The organism is Peribacillus simplex NBRC 15720 = DSM 1321 (assembly GCF_002243645.1).
Classification (GTDB): domain Bacteria; phylum Bacillota; class Bacilli; order Bacillales; family DSM-1321; genus Peribacillus; species Peribacillus simplex.
Genome location: NZ_CP017704.1, coordinates 761,767 through 783,798 on the forward strand (window position 1 = coordinate 761,767; position 22,032 = coordinate 783,798).

Sequence of the window (22,032 nt, forward strand, 5' to 3'; positions counted from 1 at the left end):
ATTTTACTATTCCCCCTTCTTTATTGTATAAATATGATTTATAATTGACTCAATTTAACCATAATAGACTCATTCTAGTTAATATAGACTCATTTAACATCTTAAAAGGTAATGAAGGGAGCTAACTCATGCAAAACTTAATGAATAATGAAGAAAAAATTGAAATGAGTACTGAGATATTGAAAAAAATTTTAGATCATTCACCTAATGAGATTTATGTTCTTAACAAAGATGCCTGCATTATTTACGCAAATAAAGCTTATGAAAGGCATTATGGAAAGCAGTTAAGCGAAATAGTTGGAAAACATAATAATGAAATATTCTCCAAAGGGTATTGGAAACCAAGTATTTTACCCTTTGTTTTGAAAGAAAAGAAACCGGTTACAATCAAGCAAGTTTCATATATTGGCAAGGAAATGATTACAACAGCTATTCCTTTACTCAACGATGAACAGGAAATTGAACTAATTATTACAACAGCACAAGAACCAAACTATAAAGGGCTATACATTCCAGAGGAACAGGAACCAGAAGTACTAAGTGAAAAGAATGCTTATAAAGAAAGCGTAATTACGAACAACGAACAGATGAACAATGTAATGGAGGTATGCGATAAGATTTCTATGGTTGATGCGACCATTTTGATTCAAGGGGAGTCTGGTACAGGGAAAGGAGTGTTAGCTAAATACATTCATAATAGAGGACCTCGAAGGAATTCCCCTTTCTTATCAATTAACTGTGCCACCATACCGGAACAATTAATAGAATCAGAACTTTTCGGATATACGGATGGGTCTTTTACCGGGGCAAACAAAGGCGGAAAAAAAGGACTACTTGAAATGGCAAACGGCGGTACCGTATTTTTGGATGAAATAGGAGAAATCCCGTTTAATATTCAGGCTAAGCTTTTACAGGTTATTCAAGACCTTGAATTTCTTCCTGTCGGGGGCAGAGAACTAAAGAAAGTGGACATTCGTATTATTTCCGCTACCAATCGAGACTTAGTTGAGATGGTGCAGAAAAAACGATTTAGGGAAGATTTATATTATCGACTTAATGTGGTTAATTTACAAATACCGCCATTAAGGGAAAGAAAAGAAGATATCATCCCGCTATCTTACTATTTTCTTTCAGTATTCAATAAAAAGTATCAAGTTAATCGTATTATATCGAAGGAAGTCCTCGATATTTTTTATGAATATCCATGGTCTGGAAATATACGACAATTAGAGAATTTAATAGAAAGCTTAGTTGTAACGAGTGATGCTATCATTCAAGTATCTGATTTACCGATAATACTGCAACAAAAAAATGCTCAAGAAACCCCAAGTCAAGAAATGTCACTTAGTCAAAACAGCACAATCCAGAACAAATCAAGTCAAATGCCCCAAGATTATTCATTAGATACAGCGTTAGAGGAACTTGAAAGAAACCTGATTGTTACCTCTTATACAAAATTCAGGAATACAAGGAAAGTCGCTCATCATTTATCCATTAGCCAATCAAAAGCATCACGGTTAGTGCGGAAATACTGTAAAGATTTAGACCTTTATAATTGATTCATTAAAAAATATATCATAAATATAAGTGGGCTTATTCATTTGGATTTTCGGCGGTGCCATAAGGATGGAAAGTAGATACTAGCCGATCAGAGCTGGTCATCGGGGGGGATATAAAAACGATGCTGTGCCCTTCCTTACATTTCGGCAGTGCTGCCTGTGGTCTTTTTGAACGTTACCCATAAATCTTCTAGTATCCTCATCATCGCATAGTGCACATTACACAGATTTTAGCAATGGATAAATAAATCAAGGTTATTTATTTCATACATGTTTTACAAAAAGGATTTGTTAAACATTAATAAAAGAGACCACTTATTGTGGTCTCCTCAGTTTGTAGGCAAAAGGGTTCTCTCTAAAAGTTAATACAATGTTGATTGGAACAGATGTGCCTGACTCCTGCTTCCCAGCAGGAGCCGAGGAGGCTCCCGGACCGCCACGGAAAGCAAGTGCCTGGAGGCAAAAGACCGAAATTGGAAGTCGGTCTTAAAATCCTCGCAAACATAAGGTTTACAAAATCAACACCAAGGTATCTCAACTCTTTTTCTTCTGATAACATTAGTCATTTTGCTTATCATTTTTCACCGTTTTTCCAGATAAAAACCATCCGCCTATAGCAATAAGAAGCATGACTGACCAAAAGATTATATTCCAAATCGGTCCTTCAACAAAATCGTGAGGGATAATGTGCACGGCTGGATGCGCAAGGGTATGCATTAATAACTTAACCCCTACCCAACCAACGATTAACATGGCTGCCGTTTCGAGGCTAGGTCGCTCAGTCAGTATCTTAACGAAGTACCCTGCTGCAAACCGGATGACGATTAAACCTGCAATTGCTCCTAATAAAATAACAATGAATTTTGCCCCATCCATACCTCCTATATCACCCATTGGTGTATCTGGCAAGGCAATGACAAGAGCGACTGCAGCTAAAATGGAATCAATAGCAAAAGCAATATCAGCTAATGCAATTTGCGCAACGGTCATACGGTAGCTTTTCCCTTTTTCCTCTTTTTCCCCGTGGTCCTTTTTTAGTAAATGCTTTAATGCGATGAAAATCAAATATGCAGCCCCAATTGCTTGAACTTGCCAAACATGGAAAAGGTACGAAATAATAAAGATTGCACCAATCCTAAATATAAAAGCCAAAAGCAACCCAATATTAATCGCTTTTTTTTGCTGTTCTTTTGGTAAATGCTTTGACATGATGGCTAAAACCAATGCATTATCAGCAGATAATAAACCTTCTAAAAAAATTAGAATAATTAACACCCAGCCATATTCCAATAATAACGATAGTTCCATGATACCCCCCTAAAGCATGTAAAATGCGTATATGACTTTAAACCCAACAACACTTTCTCCTCCAATATTGTCCCATCTTATCTACATCATTATTCAACCCTTCCGTTCCATTAGCTCCATATGAATAGGAGGTACCCATTTAACTCCCCTATTGATAGTAAAGCATCCGTAAGCTCTATATTATTCTTTTATGCTTAGACTTCGTTCCATTTAAGAAAAAGTGGGATTTAAATCTTCGACCTATTTCAAAATACTTTAATTCCTCCCTACTCTTTCGTTAAATGGTATTTCTGTAAAATGTCCTTTGTGATGTTCCTGGCGTCTGCCGATGTACCGGAGATATTCGTTACAAAAACATAGTCACGTTCCTTGGTTTCAATGAAACCAACATACCAGCCAATGTTGGACCCCTGCCCTGTTTTTCCGTAAAGTGTATAGTTGTCCCCTTCATTCTGAATCATCATCCTTTTAACGGTTTTCATGACATCTTTATCAAAAGGAAGATTCTCTCTATATAAATTTTCCATAAAATCCACTTGTTCAATAGGAGAAATTTTGAGGGAGCTACTTAGCCAAAACTGATCAATCCCTCCACTAATATCTTGGTTGCCATAGGAAATCTTATGAATCCATTTCTCCATTCGACTTTCTCCAATGTCACGGGCCATTGCTTGATAATACCAAACAACGGAGTTCCTTAAACCAGATCCAAGCGTATGATCCTGGTTCCATATCTCGATTTCCCTTTTCACTCCATCCCAATATTTAATGTCATATTCATCCTCGACAGCCCCTACCTGTAATCCGATGAGTGCATTAGGCACCTTAAAAGTCGATTGCGGCGCAAATCTTTGTTCGGCCCGTTCATTATTATAGATAAAAGTCTTGCCTTTTTTCACCTCACGTAATATAAAAGTTCCATCACGTTCAGCAAAAAATTCATCGACATCGAGCTTCTTAATGTTGAGTTTCTCTTTGGCGGCATTGGCTCCACTTGGCTGTTGCATGCATGTAAATAATACGGTTGCTCCAAAAAGTATTAAAAGGACTGCCAGAAGCCTACGTTTTTTCAAATTCATCACCTCAAAGATTTTTTTTACAATCCTATCCATTCTAGCAGATAAACTCAATATTTTTAAGATTAAGAATTCTCACCTTTTCAAAAAGCACTTACTTTAAATATTCACGACGGATAACCTGGAAGATTAAACATCATTGCGCCTTATATGATTTAGTTGCAATATTAATCCCCTGAATAAACGAATAAAATTAAGCCTTTCCCCAAATAATAGGTAGACCAATTAGCAGGGAGGGATATATGTGGATGTAAAGCGTGTAAAACAAATACTTTCTTCTTCATCTGACATTGAGGTGAGATATAATGGCACTTCAGTATGGATTGATAATATAAATGAAGATGGAAGAACGGCTACAGTTCATCTAAGAGGACCATTAGAGGAAAGATCAGAAGTAGCAATTGACGAACTTAAAGAAATATAAGGAATATCAAAAATAAGCTCCTCTCGTAATGAGAAGAGCCTTTACTTATTTCAGCCTTAACTTTTGACCGATATAAATTTTGTCGGGGTCTTTAATTCCGTTAAGACTAACAAGAGATTTTACCGTTGTTTTATGGTTTTTTGCAATGAAGCTAAGCGTGTCGCCTTTTGTTACAGTATAAGTTGTGGATGTTTCGGTTTTCAATGCACGGGTGTTGTGCGTCCTAAAAGTATTTATTGTATTTGTAAAATCCCTATAGGCTATATTCAAATCCACCTTTGTGCTGATCCCGCTTATCTTACCTGAATCAGAATGCTGCCAAATATCTGTGCTACGTCCCAACGTGCTGTTGTATCTGGCAATCCACAAAGCGTAGTTCGTCAACCTTGATTCATCTAAAGTATTTTCGAGAAAGTATTTACCTGTATACAGCATAGCCGTGTATCCAGCCTCTTCAATAGCTTCTAAAAAAGCTATTGCTGCATCGGTCAGAGTTTTTTTCTTTGCCTTTTTTTTATTTTCTTCAAGATCAAGAACAACAGGGTAATTTAAAGCAAAAGAGCTGATAGAATCTAAAAAATAAGCAGCCTCACCCTTTGCTTCTGCAACAGTTGCAAACTTTGCATAGTGATACGCCCCGACTTTCAATCCTGCTGCCAATGCTTGTGGTGCATTTTCTTTGAAATAGGATAGCTTGGAATAACTCGTTCCTTCTGTTGCTTTAATGAACACGAACTTCACGTCTGCCTTTGCAACTTCCTCCCAATTAATAGCACCTTGCCAATGTGAAACATCGATTCCCTTTATATATTCCATATTAATGTCCTCCTCAAGGAAACAACCCTATGGTGGTAAATGTTTATGATTTTATCATAGCCCTTATAAACACATCATATAGGAAATATGCTGTACTATTGCCCACCTTATAATAAGGTATTTGATCGAGTTAAAACAATTATAAATCTTTAAAATTAGATTGAAAGCAAAGTATTATGCTGCTTCCTTTTGTTTTCAAAGATTATTTTATGCTATACTGATTTTATTAATATCAGAAGGGATGATGGGTGGCCGATGATTAACTAATCTTATTTTTAAAATTTGAAATCACATATTTCAAATCATACGAAATAGGATTAGTCTGCCCATTTTCTATAAATTACAGAGCTATATTCACAATAGCTCTTATTTGATAATGCACAGGTATGACTAATCCTTCCATATGAACTGGGAGGATTTTTTTTGTTCTCCCTTTAAGGAGAGGGATAGATTATATGAAAGAACTGTTAAAATTAACCAATATTAGCTATGAATTATTGGACCTTAACATTTTTGAAAATGTAAACGCTAGTGTTCAACAAGGGGAGATCATCGGTATCATTGGTAAAAATGGTACCGGTAAATCTACGTTATTGCAATTAATTAATAATGATTTAGAGCCTGCACATGGACAATTCCAATGGCTGCAGCAAGGCTTGAAAGTTTTTATGGTAGAACAAGAAGTCGAGTCGCATTCTTCAGAAGAAAAGACCTCTTCCGAAGTTAAATTACTAGATAAGATGCATGTACCAAGCCATGACTTCCCACAATTAAGCGGGGGAGAAAAACTGAAAGCCCGACTTGCAAAAGGTCTTTCTAAAGATGCAGACCTTTTACTATTAGATGAACCGACGAACCATCTTGATGAGGAAAGTTTAGAATTCCTCAAAGGACAAATTAAAAATTATAGAGGCACCATTATTTTTGTTTCGCACGATCGTTATTTTTTGGATGCTGTAACAACGAAAATTTGGTCGATTGAAGATAAAAAGCTAATTGAACACAGAGGGAATTATTCTAGTTATATGGAGGTTCGTAAACAGAAAAGACTTACACAACAACGTGAATATGAAAAACAGCAAAAAATGGTTGAACGGATCGAGGGACAAATGAATGAAATCAATTCTTGGTCAAAAAAAGCCCATTCCCAATCGACGAAAAAGGAAGGAGTTAAGGAATACTATCGCGTAAAAGCAAAGCGAATGGATGCACAAGTAAAATCTAAACAAAAGCGTCTTGAAAAAGAGCTTGAAAAGGCAAAAGTTGAACCTGTTGAATCAGAATATACTGTACGCTTTTCAATTAAAGCAAAAAACAAGACGGGAAAACGTTTTTTGGAAGTTAAGAATTTAACTAAGTCTTTTAACGGGCGAACACTATTTAAAAACGTCAATTTCACGATTCAGCATGGTGAGAAGGTTTCCATAATAGGTCCTAATGGCAGTGGAAAGACGACATTATTAAAAATAATTCTTGGACATGAAACTTTTGCGGGCGATATATGGATTTCACCATCTGCAAAAATTGGCTATTTGACGCAAGAAGTGTTTGATTTACCACTTGAACTAACACCCTCCCAGCTATTTCATAAAGAAACTTTCGAGTCGAGAGGGAACGTTCAAACTTTAATGAAGCATTTAGGCTTCACGGCATCTCATTGGACAGAACCCATTAAGAATATGAGTATGGGTGAGCGAGTTAAATGTAAGTTAATGGAATATATCTTGGAAGAAAAAGATGTGCTCATTTTGGATGAGCCGACAAATCACCTGGACTTAGCTTCACGGGAACAACTTGAAGATACCTTAGCACAGTATACTGGAACGCTAATCGTCGTTTCGCATGATCGATATTTTCTCGAAAAAACGACAAGCAGCAAACTCATCATTTCGAATAATCACATACAAAAGCAATTGTATGAATCATCCTCCTCAAAAAGAGATGATCTGGAAGAACTACGATTAACACTTGAAACAGAAAGACAAGAAGTTTTGGGAAAGCTTAGCTTTATGACTCCAAACGATAAAGCTTACACAGAACTCGACCAGAAGTTTAATGAGCTTACGAAAAAAATAAATGAACTTTGTGACAAATGACTTTCAAAAGTAACTTAATGAAACTGCTGGATTAAAATACGGGAACCCTTAGAATGTATTAACTCTAAGGGTTTTTTCAGATACAGAGTGTCTGCCGAAGTTTTTCCAAGAAAGTTACATGGTATTTGAATTGATTTGACTTATATGCAGATTAATTAGAATACTAATGACTCCTTTTTAATAAGATTTAAATGGTGGTTGTGTCTTATTAAAGGAGGCTTTAGTTATGAGTGAGAACACACAGGAAGCTAATATGAGGAATAACTTTGGAATGTTTGTTGAACGCTCTTTAGATGAGATTCGTTTTTGGTCAAGAATAATGAAGGAACATTCGTTATTTCTAAGACTAGGGTTTAGATGTGAAGATACACAGCTAATTGAGGAAGCTAATCAGTTTTATCATTTATTTGAACGGATAGAACAGCAATCCCATTCATTTACAAGTCAAACTGATCCAGAACAGATTAGAAGATTTAATGCGGAAGTGCAACAGGCTGCTACAGGCATATTTTTATTTAAAAGGAAGGTATTAGGATTAATACTCACCTGTAAATTGCCTGGTGCAAACAACTTCCCACTTTTAGTCGACCATACAAGCAGGGAAGCCAATTATTTTAGAAAACGATTAAAAGAATTAAATGAGGGTAAATTGAAACCACTTGCAGATGCCATCATCAAAGAAAATGTTTTCTTTTTAAGGATCATGGCGGATCATGCAAAATTCATCGGACATCTCCTTGATCCATCGGAAAGAAAGCTGGTGGATATGGCGCGAAACTTTAGTAATGATTTTGATCAATTAGTCTTTCAAGCAGTAGACTTAGAGTCCATGAAACCTCAATCTCAAACGGCCCCTCTTTTGGATCAATTTCTAGATCAGAACCGTGTTTCCGTCGTATCACTTCGAGACTTTAAGAAAACCGCCAGAGATTTAATCGAAGAATGCAAAATCAAGAGCATTATCCATCCACTATTGGCTGATCATGTTTTCCGTGAAGCCGAACGTTTCCTTGAAATTATCGATATGTTTGAATCCCATCTTACAGGATAAAAATACAATTAATTGAGTATGACTGATATAGAAAATTGCAATTATCGGATAAAAAAATTCTAACCTAAAATAGGCCCCTCTCGATTTAGAGAAGGGCTTTTATATGTAAAAAGTTAAGACAGGGAGTTCACCAATGTTTTAAGTTTCTCTTTATCAGAAACATGAATCCATGGTAAATCCAGATTATCATCATTAATACCAGGTTGGATAACACAGCTATTTAAAAGGTCACATATACAATCATTTATTAACTGGATATCCTGGTCTGATATTTTCCGGTTATATATTACAGGAGCGGCTCCTGTTTGTTTGGTTATCCCCCCTATCAAGCCTCGTTGTTTTAATGAACTTCTAATCACTTCTTTGATAGCCTCTAGACTTGTCAATGGAAATACATCAAGGTGCTTAACAATCATTCTAAAAATGTCCTCTTTAGATAAGTCGTGTTCTTTATGTTGTCGCAATTATTCCACCCCCATCGTCAAAACATTCTTCAAACGAAACGTAAAATCCTCCTTTTCCCTTAAAAAGGACGATACACACTACCCTTTTGAGTACCGCACTGACCCTTTATTCCAAATATAGAAATTAACACATAAAAACCAGATTCACTGACGATTTCCCGCAACGAATACAGCGCCTGACCATTTTTGCAAAGGGTGCTCCATTGTATGGAAACTTATCTGCCATAACTGAATTGATTTTGTTCTTTGCAAATCAACATTCATATTTTTGGTAAATATTTGTATTATAATAAAATAAATATTTAATCTGTTACGTTATGAAAATGATTATTTAACGAAGGGAAGGTTGCTTATCTTTGAAATCATTCTGTACATTCACATTTGCACTGGAGCAACATGTCTTATTAGTGGAATAGGTGCTATGTCTTCAAAGAAAAAAAGAGGTATGCATACAATTTGTGGTGAAATTTATCACAGTGCATATGTTGTAGTCTTTGTCACATCCCTGACAATGGCAATATTGAATTGGGAAAGCAGCGCATATTTATTTTTCATTGGGATATTTTCATATTCTTTCGCATTTTTAGGCTATGTATCTGCTAAGAAGAAATGGAAAAACTGGATTGCCTCTCATATAAGCGGGATGCTCGGTTCCTATATCGCTATTTGTACTGCAATTCTTGTAGTAAATGTATCCAATATAACTATCTTGAATCAATGGAACCCATTAATTTTTTGGTTTCTTCCAAGCATTATAGGTTCCCCGTTGATATTTTTGGTTGGACAGAAGTATAAAAAATCCAAATCAATCTAATTGCAGTCCAAAAAGCTCCTATAAACAAAAATTATTTAACAAAGTGCTAAACAAAAAAAGCCCTCTCGATTAAGAGAAGGGCTTTTAACAATGGAGGAGTACCACTTAGGGGGTAGTACAATAATATAATTATCGCCAAACGAATACATTTATATTCACCCCCTTCCTCAAGTGGTTGAAAACGGCTTTACCTGCCTTTGCCTTATAGACATTGAAAATTGACGCCTTAGTCGTTCCCCCTCTGCCTTCAATTACTTTTTTTGATTTGTTCTATGCCCATTCTTAAATCCTTCTACAATAAGACCTGCTATTATAACGGCTCTTTAATGTTTTTTGAATGGAAAATAGCGTTCTATTTCCCTTGTTCGGAGTGCCGTCATTGCATTATATTAACGGATTCAAATGATTAAACGGATGGATGGTCCTATCTTTGGAAATAATGGATGCCTCATACTCTATTCAATTTTCACCATGTTTCTGATATGCTTTTATCAATTAAAAAAAGAAAGGTGTAGTTACGATGATAAAGGAATTCAGGGAGTTTATTACCAAAGGAAACGTTCTCGATCTTGCAATAGCTGTAGTAATGGGTGCTGCTTTTGGGAAGATCGTTTCATCACTAGTCAATAATATTATCACACCGCTAATAGGAATTTTATTAGGAGGGGTCAATTTTTCTTCGTTATCTATCACAGTTGGAAACGCAGTTGTTCAATACGGTGAATTTGTCCAAGCTGTGATTGATTTCTTGATCATTTCATTTGCGATTTTCATGTTTATGAAGGTAGCGAATTCTCTTATTAGAAAAAAACAAGCGAACGAGGAAGAGGTATTGGAAGCGGTACCGGCATCCGAGCAATATTTAAAGGAAATCCGTGATCTTTTACAAAAAAATTCACGGCAGGATGAAACATCATAAGTATATACTGAATCAGTAAAAGTGTAGAAATAGTCAAAAATCACTTGAGAATAAGATAAAGCCCCTCTCTTAATTGAGAGGGGCTGGTTTAAAGCGTTAGTTATTAATGTCTTATTGAACTACGTACCCGTTACTTCAACAAGACATGCGACACTTATTAAAGAACCGTGTGTTGAAATTCGTAAAGCAAAGTGACAGTAATGATGGCAATCAAAAGAGTCTCTCTAACGAACCAATAGAGAGTATAAGCTGGAACTGCTGCACTAATTTTAAACATATCACCTTTATATGAACAAATTTATACAACAATCAGCTATTTCGAACAACTAACAATGGATTATGGGATAATATAAGGCATCCTCCTTCACTTTGTAAAAATGATCAAGAGTAAAGCAATGAAGCTTTACTCTTGACCCCAACTTTCTGCATATAATTTATCGGCAATATTTATCGCGTAAAGCAAGGGTATACTTAACCGATTGTTCTGTACCTTTTTCTTGATCTTCAATCATTTGTTCTAAAAGTTCTTTTGGAGGATAATAGTAATCCAATGGTTTAATGACACTTAAATCATAAGGAGGTTGTTCAACTTTGAAAGCTCCTTCTCCAACCGCAAAGACTCCGCCTGCACCAAGCTCTCTCTTAAAATTGATGGCATATGGAAAACACATTTCAACGTTGATTCTAGTTAGGGTAGATTTCTCAACCAGTATTTTAAAACATTCTTCTGTATCAATATTGCCTGTCCCTACTGGTACACCACATACCCTATAATCCTCGCCATCATGAATGATAATATGATCTTTAAAATGGGTTGTGAATGCATATGGTGCTAATTTTCTTACAGCTTCAACCGGATCCTCCCATGCCATCATTCCGTTGCCCACATCACAATGAGCGCTAACCCAAGGGCTGTTGACTTCATTAATAATTTGAATAACCTCATCTGTTAACTCTTCCTCATGATTTTCCACAGCTAGTTTTATCCTGTATTTCTCTAATAATGGTACAATTTGTTTGATATCTCCTGGTGCTTTTTTCAATCTTTCCGGATCATACTCTCCTAAGCATGTATACGTGCGAATCACATCCGCTCCGATTCTATATGCTGCCTCAATTACCTCTTTTAGATGTTCCGGATCGCTTCCATTTGTGTCTATTTCAGCGAAAAATCCATACTTTTGAATTTCTTTTCTTACTCTCTCTAAATATTCCGGTTCAAATGATTCTAAAGTGCCCCATCCTGGCAACCCTGGCCATGGAACAATATTGATCATGACTCCGTCTAATCCCAATTCAGCTGTTTTTCTGATAAAACCGAAAATATCCATTCGACCTGTAATAAATTGCAAGTGATAGCTTTCTGTTTCTAATCCAATTTTCATTTTTTTCCCCACCTTTAATTAAGTATTTATTTCTTTTTTCTTGTTTACGATTTTAACTAAGCTGCTTATAATAAAACCTTTGACTGCGAACGCGATCATTGTCAAAAAGACAAGTCTTTTGCCTTCTATTCCTGGTGATTGATCTAACATGCTTCCATTTAGAATAAATGCAAACATAGAATGGGCATATCCAACTAAGCAGGCTATAGAAACTGCTGCACCACTTATTTCTCGCGGGATTCCTACTTCTTCAATAGGAGCAAAGAATACAGCTCTTTGAGTAATGATAATCGAACCGTAGGCGAAAAGGTTACACCAACATATACATTAAGAGTTTGATGAGGTAAGAGAATAAATATAATCATTCCGATGATCGATGCTGCAAAAACCCCCCTCAAATATTTAGATGGAGATTTGAACTTTTTATCAGCAAGAAATCGCCTACCGGTCCGCTTAACATACCATTTTGGTAATTTTGATGAGTTATACTAATCAATTTAAGAATATATGGAAGAATAAAATTCGTTACCAATGAAGCCTAAATATAATGACTCCCGCAACATATGGGAGTCATCTATTAGCTTCTTAAATTAAAGGTCTTTTTTGATTAATGTCCAGAAGTCATTTTGATACCTATAGCCCCTGCAATGATACACATAATGAATAGGTTTAATCTTAAACTTCTGGGTTCATTAAAGAAGATCATTCCTGCTAAAACACTTCCAACAGAGCCGATACTAGTCCATATTGCATAAGCAGTACCCACTGGAAGTGAAGTTAATGACAAGGATAGAAAATAAAAGCTTAAACTTCCCAAAAAAAGACACGCTACAGAGGGTAGCAATTTTTTAAACCCGTCTGCACGTTTCAGGCTTATAACACTACCAATCTCGGCAAATCCGGCAATAATAAGAAAAAACCAAGCCATTGAATTATCCCCTAACCTTGTATAAATCAGTTCATTTCCTTTAATGTTTAGGTTGTGCTGGAGTGACTTTTATTCCAATTATCCCTAATATCATTAAAGCCATAAAAAATACTTTCAGTGGATTAATGGTCTCACCCAAAAAAAGCATCCCAGTTACTACAGTTCCCACTGTTCCCAATCCAGTGAAAATGGCGTAACCAGTTCCTAAGGGTATTGAATGTAAAGCTTTTGAAAGTAAAAAGAAACTAAAGATTATAATAACTACCGTTACTGTACTAGGTATAATTTTCGTGAATCCGTGTGAATATTTAAGACCGATCACCCAGACAATTTCCAAAAGTCCTGCCATTATGATATATATCCATGCCATTTTATCGCTCTCTCCTTTGGCATTGACACTTATTTTTGAACCACGAAGTTCTCCATATATCGATAAATCGCATAAGCTACCCCATTTTCATCATTTTTAAGGGTTGTCGTTGTACAAACAGTTTTTATGACATCTTTTGCATTTCCCATCGCTACGCTGTATCCAACTTTCTGGAACATGGATAAATCATTGTTGCTGTCCCCGATTGCCATAGCCTTATCTAATGAGCCATTCATCAAGAAAGCCAATTTTTCAAGGGCCATTCCTTTTGAAGCTCTTTTACTAGTAATTTCAATGTTGTGATCAGCAGATGAAACAACCATCAACTCATCAAACTTTTTGAATTGGTTCCAGGCTTCCTCTAATTTCTTTTCATCAAAAGAACATGCTAAAATGTTATAGAATTCTTCCTCCTGTTTTAAGATATCATGATAGTTTTCAACTAAAACATATCCAAACTGGTCAAATTGCCTTTCTGCTACTTCAACTAATTCTTTCATATCTGTATTCAAATCTGCGCTTTTCAAACTTTTAATCTCATTATGAAAATGTTCTCTTCCTTTTTTAAGAGTATAAATGGCTTTATCAGTAAACACTTCGTAATAATAATTCCGTTCATCTAACCATTGGAGAATAGATTCGACACGATCTTTAGTTATGGTAATAGAAGAAATGCACTTTGCGCTTTTTGAATGAATGGTTGCGCCATTTGTCCCGATTACAAATGGGGAAATCCCGGCTTTTTCACAAATTGTTTGAACGTCAAAATAAGCTCGTCCTGTTGAAATAACTACTTCAAAGCCTCTATCTTGGGCATATTGAATCGCCTTTATATTTTCTTCACTAATTTCATTCTGGTCGTTTAATAATGTTCCGTCTAAATCTATCGCAATGAAACTCATGCTATATAGCTCCTTTTCTCATTCAATCTATTAAATTCTCTTTCTAGCTTTTTTACCTGCTATCAATAAATATCTAATCAAAAAAGAGAGTACTCCCTCTTCCCTTTTATGGGCTATGCTTGAATCCAATTGACTTCCTCTAATTTTGAATGATTTCTCCATTCCTCTGGAAAGGGTTGCTCGCAGACAATCACATCGACTTTTTCTAGAGGACAAACTTTACAAAATGTGTCGACACCAATTTTAGAGTAATCCGTTAGCAATATAACTTGCTTTGATACCTCGACCATCTTGCGTGAAACTAATGTTTCACGTAAATGATAATTACTAACCCCACTTTGAATGGAAACACCACCAGCTGAAATGAACGCTTTATCAATATTAAATTGATTTAACATTTGTTCAGTGAGACCGCCGCATATAGATTGATGCTTTGGATCAATTTGTCCTCCTAGTAATAGAATTTGTCCTGTAAACTTATTTTGATTGAGCAATTCGGTTAACACAGACGACACAGGAAGAGAATTGGTTAAAATCGTAATGTCTTTTTTATTTTCAATACACTGGGCAAATTCAAGCATGGTTGTCCCTACATCAATGACAATCACATCTCCGTTAGAAATGAGTTCTATTGCTTTTTTCCCAACCTTGATTTTCGCTTCTTGATTCACCGTTGTACGCTGTGTAAATGGAGGCTCCTCAAATTCAAAGACTGTTTTAATCGCTCCACCGTAAACCCTCTTTAAAAGTCCTTTTTCCTCTAATATCATCAAATCGCGTCGAATCGTTTCCTCGGAAACATTAAATTGATCAACTAATTCTATAACTTTTACTTTTCCCATTTTGTTAAGTTCTTTTAAAATTTCATTCTTTCTTTCTTCGGGCAAAACAGACATATTTCTCCACCTCGATCATTAATAATTTATAAAATAATGCATTCTTTCTTAGGTACAAGAATTTGAACGCGTGCTCCTTGCTCAAACATTTCCCCACGGTGGTGAAGATAGTCTACATGAAAAGCGGACTCCTCTGTTTCTACTTCATATCTTAAAACATTCCCTGTCATAGTAATATCTTTAATAAACCCTTTAATTCCCCAGTTTTCTTGTAAATCCAAGCTATCCTCAACAACAGAAACTAATTGTAAAACTTCAGGACGAATGGCGACTTCATTCCCTATTAATTCTGTGCTGCGAACAAGTTTATGGAAAACTTCCATATTACAAACATTATAATTTCCGATAAATTTTGCAACAAATGTATTGACTGGAGAAGTATAAATTTCTGATGGAGAACCGGATTGTACAACTTTTCCTTTATTCATGACAAAAATTCGATCAGACATCGTCATTGCTTCTTCCTGATCATGAGTAACAAAAATAGTTGTAATATCTAATTCTTTCTGTATTCTCTTTAATTCTTTTTGCAAACTTTTTCTAATCTTAGCATCCAATGCGCTTAACGGCTCATCCAAAAGCAGTACTTTCGGCTCCATGACAAGCGCTCGGGCAAGAGCAACCCTCTGCTGTTGTCCGCCAGATAACTGATGAGGATAAGACTCTTCTTTTCCTATTAAATCAACCATATCAATCATCTTTTTCACTCTTGAATTAATATTTTTTACCTTCTTCATTTTAAGGCCGTACGCGATATTGTCAAAAACGGTCATATTCGGGAAAAGCGCATAAGACTGAAACACCATACCGACTTCACGCTGACGCGGTGATAAATTAGTAATATCTTTTCCATCAATTAAGATTCTTCCTACATCAACACCTTCAAGCCCCGCAATGGAACGTAATAATGTACTTTTTCCGCATCCGCTTTGCCCAAGAAGTGTAGCAAATTCTCCTTTTTTTAATGTTAAAGAAATGTTATTTAAAACGACTTGATTTTCATACCCCTTAGTCACTTGATCGATGGTTACATAGCTCATTATTTTTCACCTTCTAAAGCAGTATTTTTATTACAGTTATGTTTTTTTAAAAATGAAAGAATTCGCTTCTTATTTGACCCGACAGGATTTTTTTCGTTTTTAAACGTAAGTTTTAATACAGTCCCCGTTAAAAGTAAAATCATTGAATAATAAGTAATAACAATTGCACTTGTTAAGTGACCACTGCTGTTTAGTTTGTCGGCAAGATAAATTTGAAGGGTTTCAAATCGGCCCCCGACAAGCAAATTGGCAAAAGCAAACTCACTAAATAAAAGAGCGACTGATAATAAGGTAGACACTAAAATACCAGATATAATATTTGGAAACACCACTGTGCGAAATGCCTGGAATTTTGTAGCACCGAGTAATTCAGCTGCATCAACAAGCTGCACAGCATTAAGCGTACGAAGACTGTTACGAATACCTTGATACATAAATGGCAGAATCGTTATGAAATAAGCACCTATTAAAATCCAGGGTGTTCCGGCAATTTGAATCGGTCCATCTGAATATACCTTGATTAATCCAACAGCTCCAACAATGGGAGGAATTCCATAAGGAAGCATAGCTGCTGCTTGAAGTAATCCTTCCCATTTACTGAAATATACCGTGATGATAAAGATAGTCGGAAGCATAATAACAACACTAAGACCTACAGACATGACAATTAAAAACAGCGTTCGTCGAAAAGCATCAAAAAACCGTTCATCTTGAAATAATTCAATATACCATTTCATTGTATAACTCTCAGGTAAAATGGTATGATCCCATTTACCGGCAATCGAGAATAAAAATGTTCCTACAAGCGGAATTAATAAATATATAACTAGTAACCCAACAATCACTTTATGAAAAGTCAATGAAGATTTCATCGTAAATCCCTCCTAATGCGGCGCATCATTCGTTCATTGAACCACATCGCCCCTATCATTGTCGCTGCTAGAAGAACTCCCAACGCACTACCTAGCTGTGGCTTTAATGCAACGTCACTAGCAACTAGTGAGGCAATTTGCAATGACAATAAGTTATAGTTGCTGCCTACTAATGCATAGGCTGTAGCGTAAGCTCCCATCGAATTAGCAAACAAAATACTGAATGTACCTACAATACTAGGTAAAAGAACTGGAATCCCAATGTGAAGCCAAAATGATAATGTTGATCCTCCTAATAATGAAGAGGCTTCTTTCCATTGTTTCTTAATTCCTTGATAAGACGGGTAGATGAGCATAATAGCAAGCGGAATTTGAAAATATATATAAACAAGAATGAGGCCTGTCCATGAATATAAATTAAAATCCGCAAACACATCCCCACCAATCTTAGAAAAAAGCAACGTAAACAACCCATTGTTTCCAAGTAAAATAATAAATGAAAATGAAAGGGGAATCCCCTCAAAGTTCGACGCCATATTGGTAATCATCAGTAAGCGATTTTTTATTTTTTGTGAGAACTTTGTAAACGAATAGGCTACAATGACTGCTACAATCACTGAAATTACAGCAGAAATTAAAGAAATGACAAGGCTATTTTGAATGGCTTGTAAGTAAAATTCACTTTTAAATATGGTGATATATTGATTAAGCGTAACTTGAATTCCATCGTCTGCATAAAAACTATTTTTAATCATTGCCACTAATGGGCCTATTTCAAATCCAATCACAAACAAAATAAATGGCAGTAAAAGAGCTAATAAGTAAATTTTTTGTTTTTTTATTTTTCGCAAGACTTCTCGCTCCTCTATGTTCTCTAACAATTTGGGAATTGGTTTAACAGTACGTTCGTTAAACCAATTCCAGTCAACCTTCATTCTTCATTTTAATGTTGAATAGTGTGTCTTTTTTAAAGGGTAACTTTTCCTTTCAGACCTGGAAATTGATATGAAATCATTTTATCGGACGGCTCAATATTTAAAAGTTCACAAACGAGCGGTGCAAAAGCTAATTGCGGAACCACTTCACTGTAAACGCCAGGCTCACCTTTTGAACTAATGATAAATAGCGGTACATCACGCTCACCATCAGTTATGCCGCCATGGTTGCCATATTCACTCATGCCATGATCCGATGTAATTAATATGTGGTAACCTTCTTTGATCCAAATTGGCAAAAGTTGTGCCAACAAGCTTCCCATTTTTAGGATTTGCTCACGATATTCTTTTGATTCCGAGCCAAAAATTTCTCCTTTTACATCTACACCGAGCGGATGAATATATAAAAAGTGTGGGTCATACTTTCTACGCAAAGCTTCTGCATCCATTAACACATGACTGTCTGGATAGTCATCGTCCCAATAAAATTTTCCGTATTGAATAGGATTGGATGTATCTTCTTGCTCACGATCTTCAATAAAATGGAATGGCGCGCGATTATAAAGTTCGCTTACCCAGTAATAAGATACCGTTCCGTTTCTTAAGCCATTTTCTTTCGTAAGATGAAAGAGACTTTTCTCTGTAGATAAGCGAACGGCTTGATTGGACGTAATTCCGTTCACTGATGCCGGTGTACCCGTTAGTAACACTTCATATAATGGACGGGAAAGACTTGGGAGTTCCGACTTTACTTTGTAAAGTGCTGCCTGATTTGTTTCAACTAGATGTTGAATAAATCCAAGTGTCTCACATGCTTTATCATATCTCATACCATCAACAACAATTGCTATTACTTTATTTGACATGGACTAACACTTCTTCTTGCCAAATCTGCGGTAAATTTTTAGCCGTTTCTTCCCAAGCTTTGTAATCTCCAATTGGTTTTGCATTTTTGTACTGTTCTTCTGGAACCATTTTTTCAGCTACTTCTTTCGGAAGTTCTACATCGCGAATTGGACGGGCAAATCCTTTAGCTAAATTAATTTGTCCTTCATCGCTTAAGATATATTCTCTAGTTGCCATCGCCGCATGTGGATGCTTTGCAAATTTGTTAATAATAGTTGCGTAGCCGCTTACGACTGAACCTTCAGTTGGAATGGTGACTTCAAATTGATCTCGGTTAATTTGGTCAGCGTAACCAAGAGCATTGAAATCCCAAACAAGGGCAACTTCCACTTCCCCTTTTTCGATGTTAGCTGGCTTGGCATCAGTTAAGCTAAGGCGGCCTTGCTTGGCAAGCTTAGCAAAAAAGTCAATTCCTGGTTGGAGATTTGTTTCATCACCGCCGTTAGCGATAGCGGCAGCAAGTACGGCCATTTGATTCTGTGTACCACGCTGAACATCTCCAACTGTTACTTTATAATCCCCTTTTAATATGTCATCCCAAGATTTAGGCGGGTTATCTACTAATTCTTTATTAGTAAAGAATGCAATCGTTCCTTGGTAGCCAACAACCCAATCTCCATTGTCATCTTTTGCCCACTCAGGTACCTCGTCCCAATAGGAAGTTTTATATGGCATCGTTAATTTTTTTTGTTCCGCGATTGGCCCAAAGGAAATCCCTACATCGCCGATATCAGCTGTTGCACTCTCTCCTTCAGATTCCATTTTGGCAATCTCTTCGGCACTGGACAAATCTGTATCATTGTGTTTCAATGTATATTTTTTCATCACTTCATTCCAATTTTCTCCCCAGTTAGCCCATGAATCAGGCATACCGACACTATTAATAGTCCCCTCTTCTTTTGCCTTTGTTTCAATTTCTTTCAAGGTTAACGAACTTGGATCCTTAACCACTGGAGCAGCCTCCTCATTAGTAGCTCCACAAGCAGCTAATCCCAGTACACTCACTCCTAACATCACAGCTTGAATAGACTTGTAACAATTCTTCTTGAATGTGCGATTCATAAAAAGTGCCTCCATTTAGTGTGGAATCTTTAATGTTTATTACTGTTTATTACGGTTTAATCATAATCTGAAAACATTAATTCCACATAAACCAAATGTTAAGATTTTGTAAATCAACTCTTTATTTCTCCAACTCATCAGCTTTTATCTTCATAAGTATTAACAACAGTCCGCAAACAGGATCAAGTATATGCAAGTCTATAAAAGAGAATGTGAACAACTTTTATTCAAACATATCACCCTTTTACCTCTCTTTTTAGCTCGTCGTTAACAAAGCTCCCGGTTAGCTAAATAACTTTTCATGCAAAAAACTCTCTTGATACAAGAGAGTTTTACATAGATCTTATTAAACAGATAGAATTATCAATGTGGCTATAAATAATAATTGTTCTGGGCGGAATTTTCCGTAAGGTAAATTTTACAGGAATCAGAAAATTACGACAGGGATTCCTTCTTTATAGCTCCATGGGCTCAAGCGGAATGGACAGGTTTAATGATGGCTAAGGCGTATCATGTCCAAAAAGGTGAAACCAGAACGAAAGTACTTGTTCCAGACTCCGCGCACGGTACAAATCCTGCAAGTGCAAGTGTTGCTGGTTTTCAAACGATCACGATCCCATCCGATAAAAATGGATTAGTTAACCTTGAAGAATTAAAGAAACATGTAGGACCTGATACAGCTGCGCTAATGTTGACAAATCCGAATACCCTTGGACTTTTTGAAAAATAAATTGTGGAAATCGCTAAGGTTGTTCACCGAAGCGGGCAGCTTATTAAACTATGATGGAGCGAATGCCAATACCATTCCCCAATTATAGCGCACACTACTAAACTAACAATTACAATAAAAAAGTCGTTACTCTTCAATGCCATTTCAAGACCAAGAACTAAAACAGCCACACCAATAGCAATCATCCGTTTGTTTCATATGATCTGGAATTCTTCTTAACAAAAGCCCAATTAGTGTTCCGAGCACTATACCTATTGCATTAGCTAAACTGCCAAGTAACACCAAAATATTCACACCTTTTCATTCATGAAACAAACAATCTATAACCTTCTTAGAAGGAATTTAACATACAATTAAATCATCCCCATCTCCCAATGAAAAGGAAGCACTTTTTTACCTTTTCCTGTAAAAATTTCAGTGGAGAAGAAATAAATATAGCGTCATATTTTATTAACTTTAGCTCAATAATTCGTCAATTCCACTACCCGAGCAAAGGGCTGAAATTCCTTTCTATTTGTGGATGTTGTTTACATTACATATTCTATCGTGGTCTATTTCAAAATAAACAAAACCCTTATTTTTAAAGACACTTCCAACCGTGCGCAGAAACCTACTAGTAAAGTTTAGCTTTAAACGCAGCTAAACTTTATTGCTAAACCACAACTTACTTTTCATTTAATTCAAAAAACTTTAAAAGGTTTTTGCAATGAAAACGAAGATTTTGCTTGATATTTAAACCCAATTTCTTTATTCCAATCACCACTGCACCTACTGAATATGCGCATAATCTTAAATCTCCTCTCTCCTTACATTAATTAATATAAGGAGGAGGCTCATTTAGCACGCTACTTATAAATCAGAGGTTCTCTTTATTTATTTTCACTTTTAAACTTTAAGAATTTCGTTCTAATGAAGGAGAAAATTTTGAATACGTAACATTCGTTCAACCCCTGAAGGGATGCAACTACATTGTTTCATAGTTTTTTATTTCAAATTCATTTACGGGCCGATTAATCGATTTACTCAATTTTTTAATAAGCTCTTGGTAATCCTTAGTATCATTTGGATCTATACTTTCTTTGACGTTTAGTATCTCGTATCGGTCATACTGTTCTGGAATAAGTTTTCCGTCTACTTGGATATAAAGCCTATATTTGATCCTCAGATTCATATTACCATCTCCTTTACTATCAGTTCGATATAAGGAGCTATTTTCCTGCAAGAATAAATGACCTTATGTGGTGCTCCACTAACTATTCATTTTTATAATCAGAATGATAAGTAGTTCGTATTATCTCAAAACCACTTATTTTATACATTGTACATTCGCGTTGTGCACACATACCGATAGAAGAATCATTAGGAGGAATTGTTATATATACAAGAGAACAACATATACTTTATTGAATTCACCCAACTTTTTTTTGTTCTAACTGCATAAATTGTTCAATACGAAAAAACTAGGGTATCTGGAGGTTT

General features: G+C 35.9%; 21 protein-coding genes and 2 pseudogenes. 7 read left to right on the forward strand and 16 right to left on the reverse strand.

All coding sequences use genetic code 11. The annotated features are described in order from the left end of the window. Positions 1 to 128 precede the first annotated feature (128 nt). Positions 129 to 1,559, forward strand: coding sequence for a sigma-54 interaction domain-containing protein (locus tag BS1321_RS03430; RefSeq protein ID WP_232522766.1), 1,431 nt, complete (start codon positions 129 to 131; stop codon positions 1,557 to 1,559). 558 nt (positions 1,560 to 2,117) lie between these two features. On the opposite strand, the gene BS1321_RS03435 is transcribed toward BS1321_RS03430, so the two are convergent. After that, complete coding sequence (locus BS1321_RS03435) at positions 2,118 to 2,867, reverse strand: TerC family protein (protein ID WP_063234566.1); 750 nt, start codon at positions 2,865 to 2,867, stop codon at positions 2,118 to 2,120. Between the two features lie 266 nt (positions 2,868 to 3,133). Beyond that, entirely contained in the window at positions 3,134 to 3,940 is an 807-nt protein-coding gene (gene blaOXA, locus BS1321_RS03440; protein ID WP_081113006.1) for a class D beta-lactamase, read from the reverse strand. 247 nt (positions 3,941 to 4,187) lie between these two features. On the opposite strand from blaOXA, the gene BS1321_RS03445 reads away from it, so the two are divergent. Beyond that, positions 4,188 to 4,367, forward strand: a complete 180-nt coding sequence (locus BS1321_RS03445) for an H-type small acid-soluble spore protein (RefSeq protein WP_063234565.1) — start codon at positions 4,188 to 4,190, stop codon at positions 4,365 to 4,367. Positions 4,368 to 4,412: 45 nt separating this feature from the next. On the opposite strand, the gene BS1321_RS03450 is transcribed toward BS1321_RS03445, so the two are convergent. Continuing rightward, complete coding sequence (locus tag BS1321_RS03450; protein ID WP_063234564.1) at positions 4,413 to 5,183, reverse strand: GH25 family lysozyme; 771 nt, start codon at positions 5,181 to 5,183, stop codon at positions 4,413 to 4,415. A 455-nt stretch (positions 5,184 to 5,638) separates the two neighbouring features. On the opposite strand from BS1321_RS03450, the gene abc-f reads away from it, so the two are divergent. Continuing rightward, entirely contained in the window at positions 5,639 to 7,279 is a 1,641-nt protein-coding gene (gene abc-f, locus BS1321_RS03455; protein WP_063234563.1) for a ribosomal protection-like ABC-F family protein, read from the forward strand. A gap of 271 nt (positions 7,280 to 7,550) precedes the next feature. Continuing rightward, positions 7,551 to 8,330, forward strand: a complete 780-nt coding sequence (locus tag BS1321_RS03460) for a DUF2935 domain-containing protein (protein WP_094246679.1) — start codon at positions 7,551 to 7,553, stop codon at positions 8,328 to 8,330. A 113-nt stretch (positions 8,331 to 8,443) separates the two neighbouring features. Here BS1321_RS03460 and BS1321_RS03465 read toward each other — a convergent pair whose 3' ends face one another. Beyond that, positions 8,444 to 8,794, reverse strand: a complete 351-nt coding sequence (locus BS1321_RS03465; protein WP_063234561.1) for a hypothetical protein — start codon at positions 8,792 to 8,794, stop codon at positions 8,444 to 8,446. A 421-nt stretch (positions 8,795 to 9,215) separates the two neighbouring features. Here BS1321_RS03465 and BS1321_RS03470 point away from each other — a divergent pair, with 421 nt between their 5' ends. After that, positions 9,216 to 9,608, forward strand: a complete 393-nt coding sequence (locus BS1321_RS03470; protein WP_419555873.1) for a fatty acid desaturase family protein — start codon at positions 9,216 to 9,218, stop codon at positions 9,606 to 9,608. 520 nt (positions 9,609 to 10,128) lie between these two features. Beyond that, positions 10,129 to 10,527 carry a large conductance mechanosensitive channel protein MscL gene (mscL, locus tag BS1321_RS03475; protein WP_063234559.1) on the forward strand — a complete coding sequence of 133 codons (399 nt, stop codon included), beginning with the start codon at positions 10,129 to 10,131 and terminating at the stop codon, positions 10,525 to 10,527. Between the two features lie 434 nt (positions 10,528 to 10,961). Here mscL and BS1321_RS03480 read toward each other — a convergent pair whose 3' ends face one another. The 10 genes from BS1321_RS03480 to BS1321_RS03525 form a co-directional block, all read right to left on the reverse strand. Beyond that, positions 10,962 to 11,912 carry a sugar phosphate isomerase/epimerase family protein gene (locus BS1321_RS03480; RefSeq protein ID WP_063234558.1) on the reverse strand — a complete coding sequence of 317 codons (951 nt, stop codon included), beginning with the start codon at positions 11,910 to 11,912 and terminating at the stop codon, positions 10,962 to 10,964. Between the two features lie 607 nt (positions 11,913 to 12,519). Further along, positions 12,520 to 12,840, reverse strand: a complete 321-nt coding sequence (locus BS1321_RS03485) for a DMT family transporter (RefSeq protein WP_057276213.1) — start codon at positions 12,838 to 12,840, stop codon at positions 12,520 to 12,522. Between the two features lie 40 nt (positions 12,841 to 12,880). Further along, entirely contained in the window at positions 12,881 to 13,210 is a 330-nt protein-coding gene (locus BS1321_RS03490) for a DMT family transporter (RefSeq protein ID WP_063234557.1), read from the reverse strand. A gap of 29 nt (positions 13,211 to 13,239) precedes the next feature. After that, positions 13,240 to 14,112 carry a Cof-type HAD-IIB family hydrolase gene (locus BS1321_RS03495; protein WP_063234556.1) on the reverse strand — a complete coding sequence of 291 codons (873 nt, stop codon included), beginning with the start codon at positions 14,110 to 14,112 and terminating at the stop codon, positions 13,240 to 13,242. A gap of 113 nt (positions 14,113 to 14,225) precedes the next feature. Further along, positions 14,226 to 15,008 carry a DeoR/GlpR family DNA-binding transcription regulator gene (locus BS1321_RS03500; protein WP_063234555.1) on the reverse strand — a complete coding sequence of 261 codons (783 nt, stop codon included), beginning with the start codon at positions 15,006 to 15,008 and terminating at the stop codon, positions 14,226 to 14,228. A 26-nt stretch (positions 15,009 to 15,034) separates the two neighbouring features. Further along, complete coding sequence (locus tag BS1321_RS03505; RefSeq protein ID WP_063234554.1) at positions 15,035 to 16,048, reverse strand: ABC transporter ATP-binding protein; 1,014 nt, start codon at positions 16,046 to 16,048, stop codon at positions 15,035 to 15,037. Next, a complete protein-coding gene (locus BS1321_RS03510) occupies positions 16,048 to 16,920 on the reverse strand; it encodes an ABC transporter permease (RefSeq protein ID WP_063234553.1) in 873 nt (290 codons plus the stop codon). The genes BS1321_RS03505 and BS1321_RS03510 overlap by 1 nt, the downstream gene beginning before the upstream one ends. Then, complete coding sequence (locus BS1321_RS03515; protein ID WP_063234552.1) at positions 16,917 to 17,771, reverse strand: ABC transporter permease; 855 nt, start codon at positions 17,769 to 17,771, stop codon at positions 16,917 to 16,919. Before BS1321_RS03515 ends, BS1321_RS03510 begins: the two co-directional genes overlap by 4 nt. A gap of 116 nt (positions 17,772 to 17,887) precedes the next feature. Beyond that, complete coding sequence (locus BS1321_RS03520; protein ID WP_063234551.1) at positions 17,888 to 18,721, reverse strand: alkaline phosphatase family protein; 834 nt, start codon at positions 18,719 to 18,721, stop codon at positions 17,888 to 17,890. Continuing rightward, positions 18,711 to 19,823 carry an ABC transporter substrate-binding protein gene (locus BS1321_RS03525; protein ID WP_063234550.1) on the reverse strand — a complete coding sequence of 371 codons (1,113 nt, stop codon included), beginning with the start codon at positions 19,821 to 19,823 and terminating at the stop codon, positions 18,711 to 18,713. The genes BS1321_RS03520 and BS1321_RS03525 overlap by 11 nt, the downstream gene beginning before the upstream one ends. Positions 19,824 to 20,292: 469 nt before the next feature. On the opposite strand from BS1321_RS03525, the pseudogene BS1321_RS03530 reads away from it, so the two are divergent. Then, positions 20,293 to 20,629 (forward strand): annotated as a pseudogene (locus BS1321_RS03530) (aminotransferase class V-fold PLP-dependent enzyme); the annotation flags it as partial. Here the strand turns inward: BS1321_RS03530 and BS1321_RS03535 are convergent. Both BS1321_RS03535 and BS1321_RS03540 read right to left on the reverse strand, forming a co-directional pair. After that, positions 20,625 to 20,838, reverse strand: a pseudogene (locus BS1321_RS03535) (DUF554 family protein); the annotation flags it as partial. The pseudogenes BS1321_RS03530 and BS1321_RS03535 sit on opposite strands and share 5 nt — an antisense overlap. A gap of 679 nt (positions 20,839 to 21,517) precedes the next feature. Beyond that, a complete protein-coding gene (locus BS1321_RS03540; RefSeq protein ID WP_063234548.1) occupies positions 21,518 to 21,724 on the reverse strand; it encodes a hypothetical protein in 207 nt (68 codons plus the stop codon). Between the last annotated feature and the right edge of the window lie 308 nt (positions 21,725 to 22,032).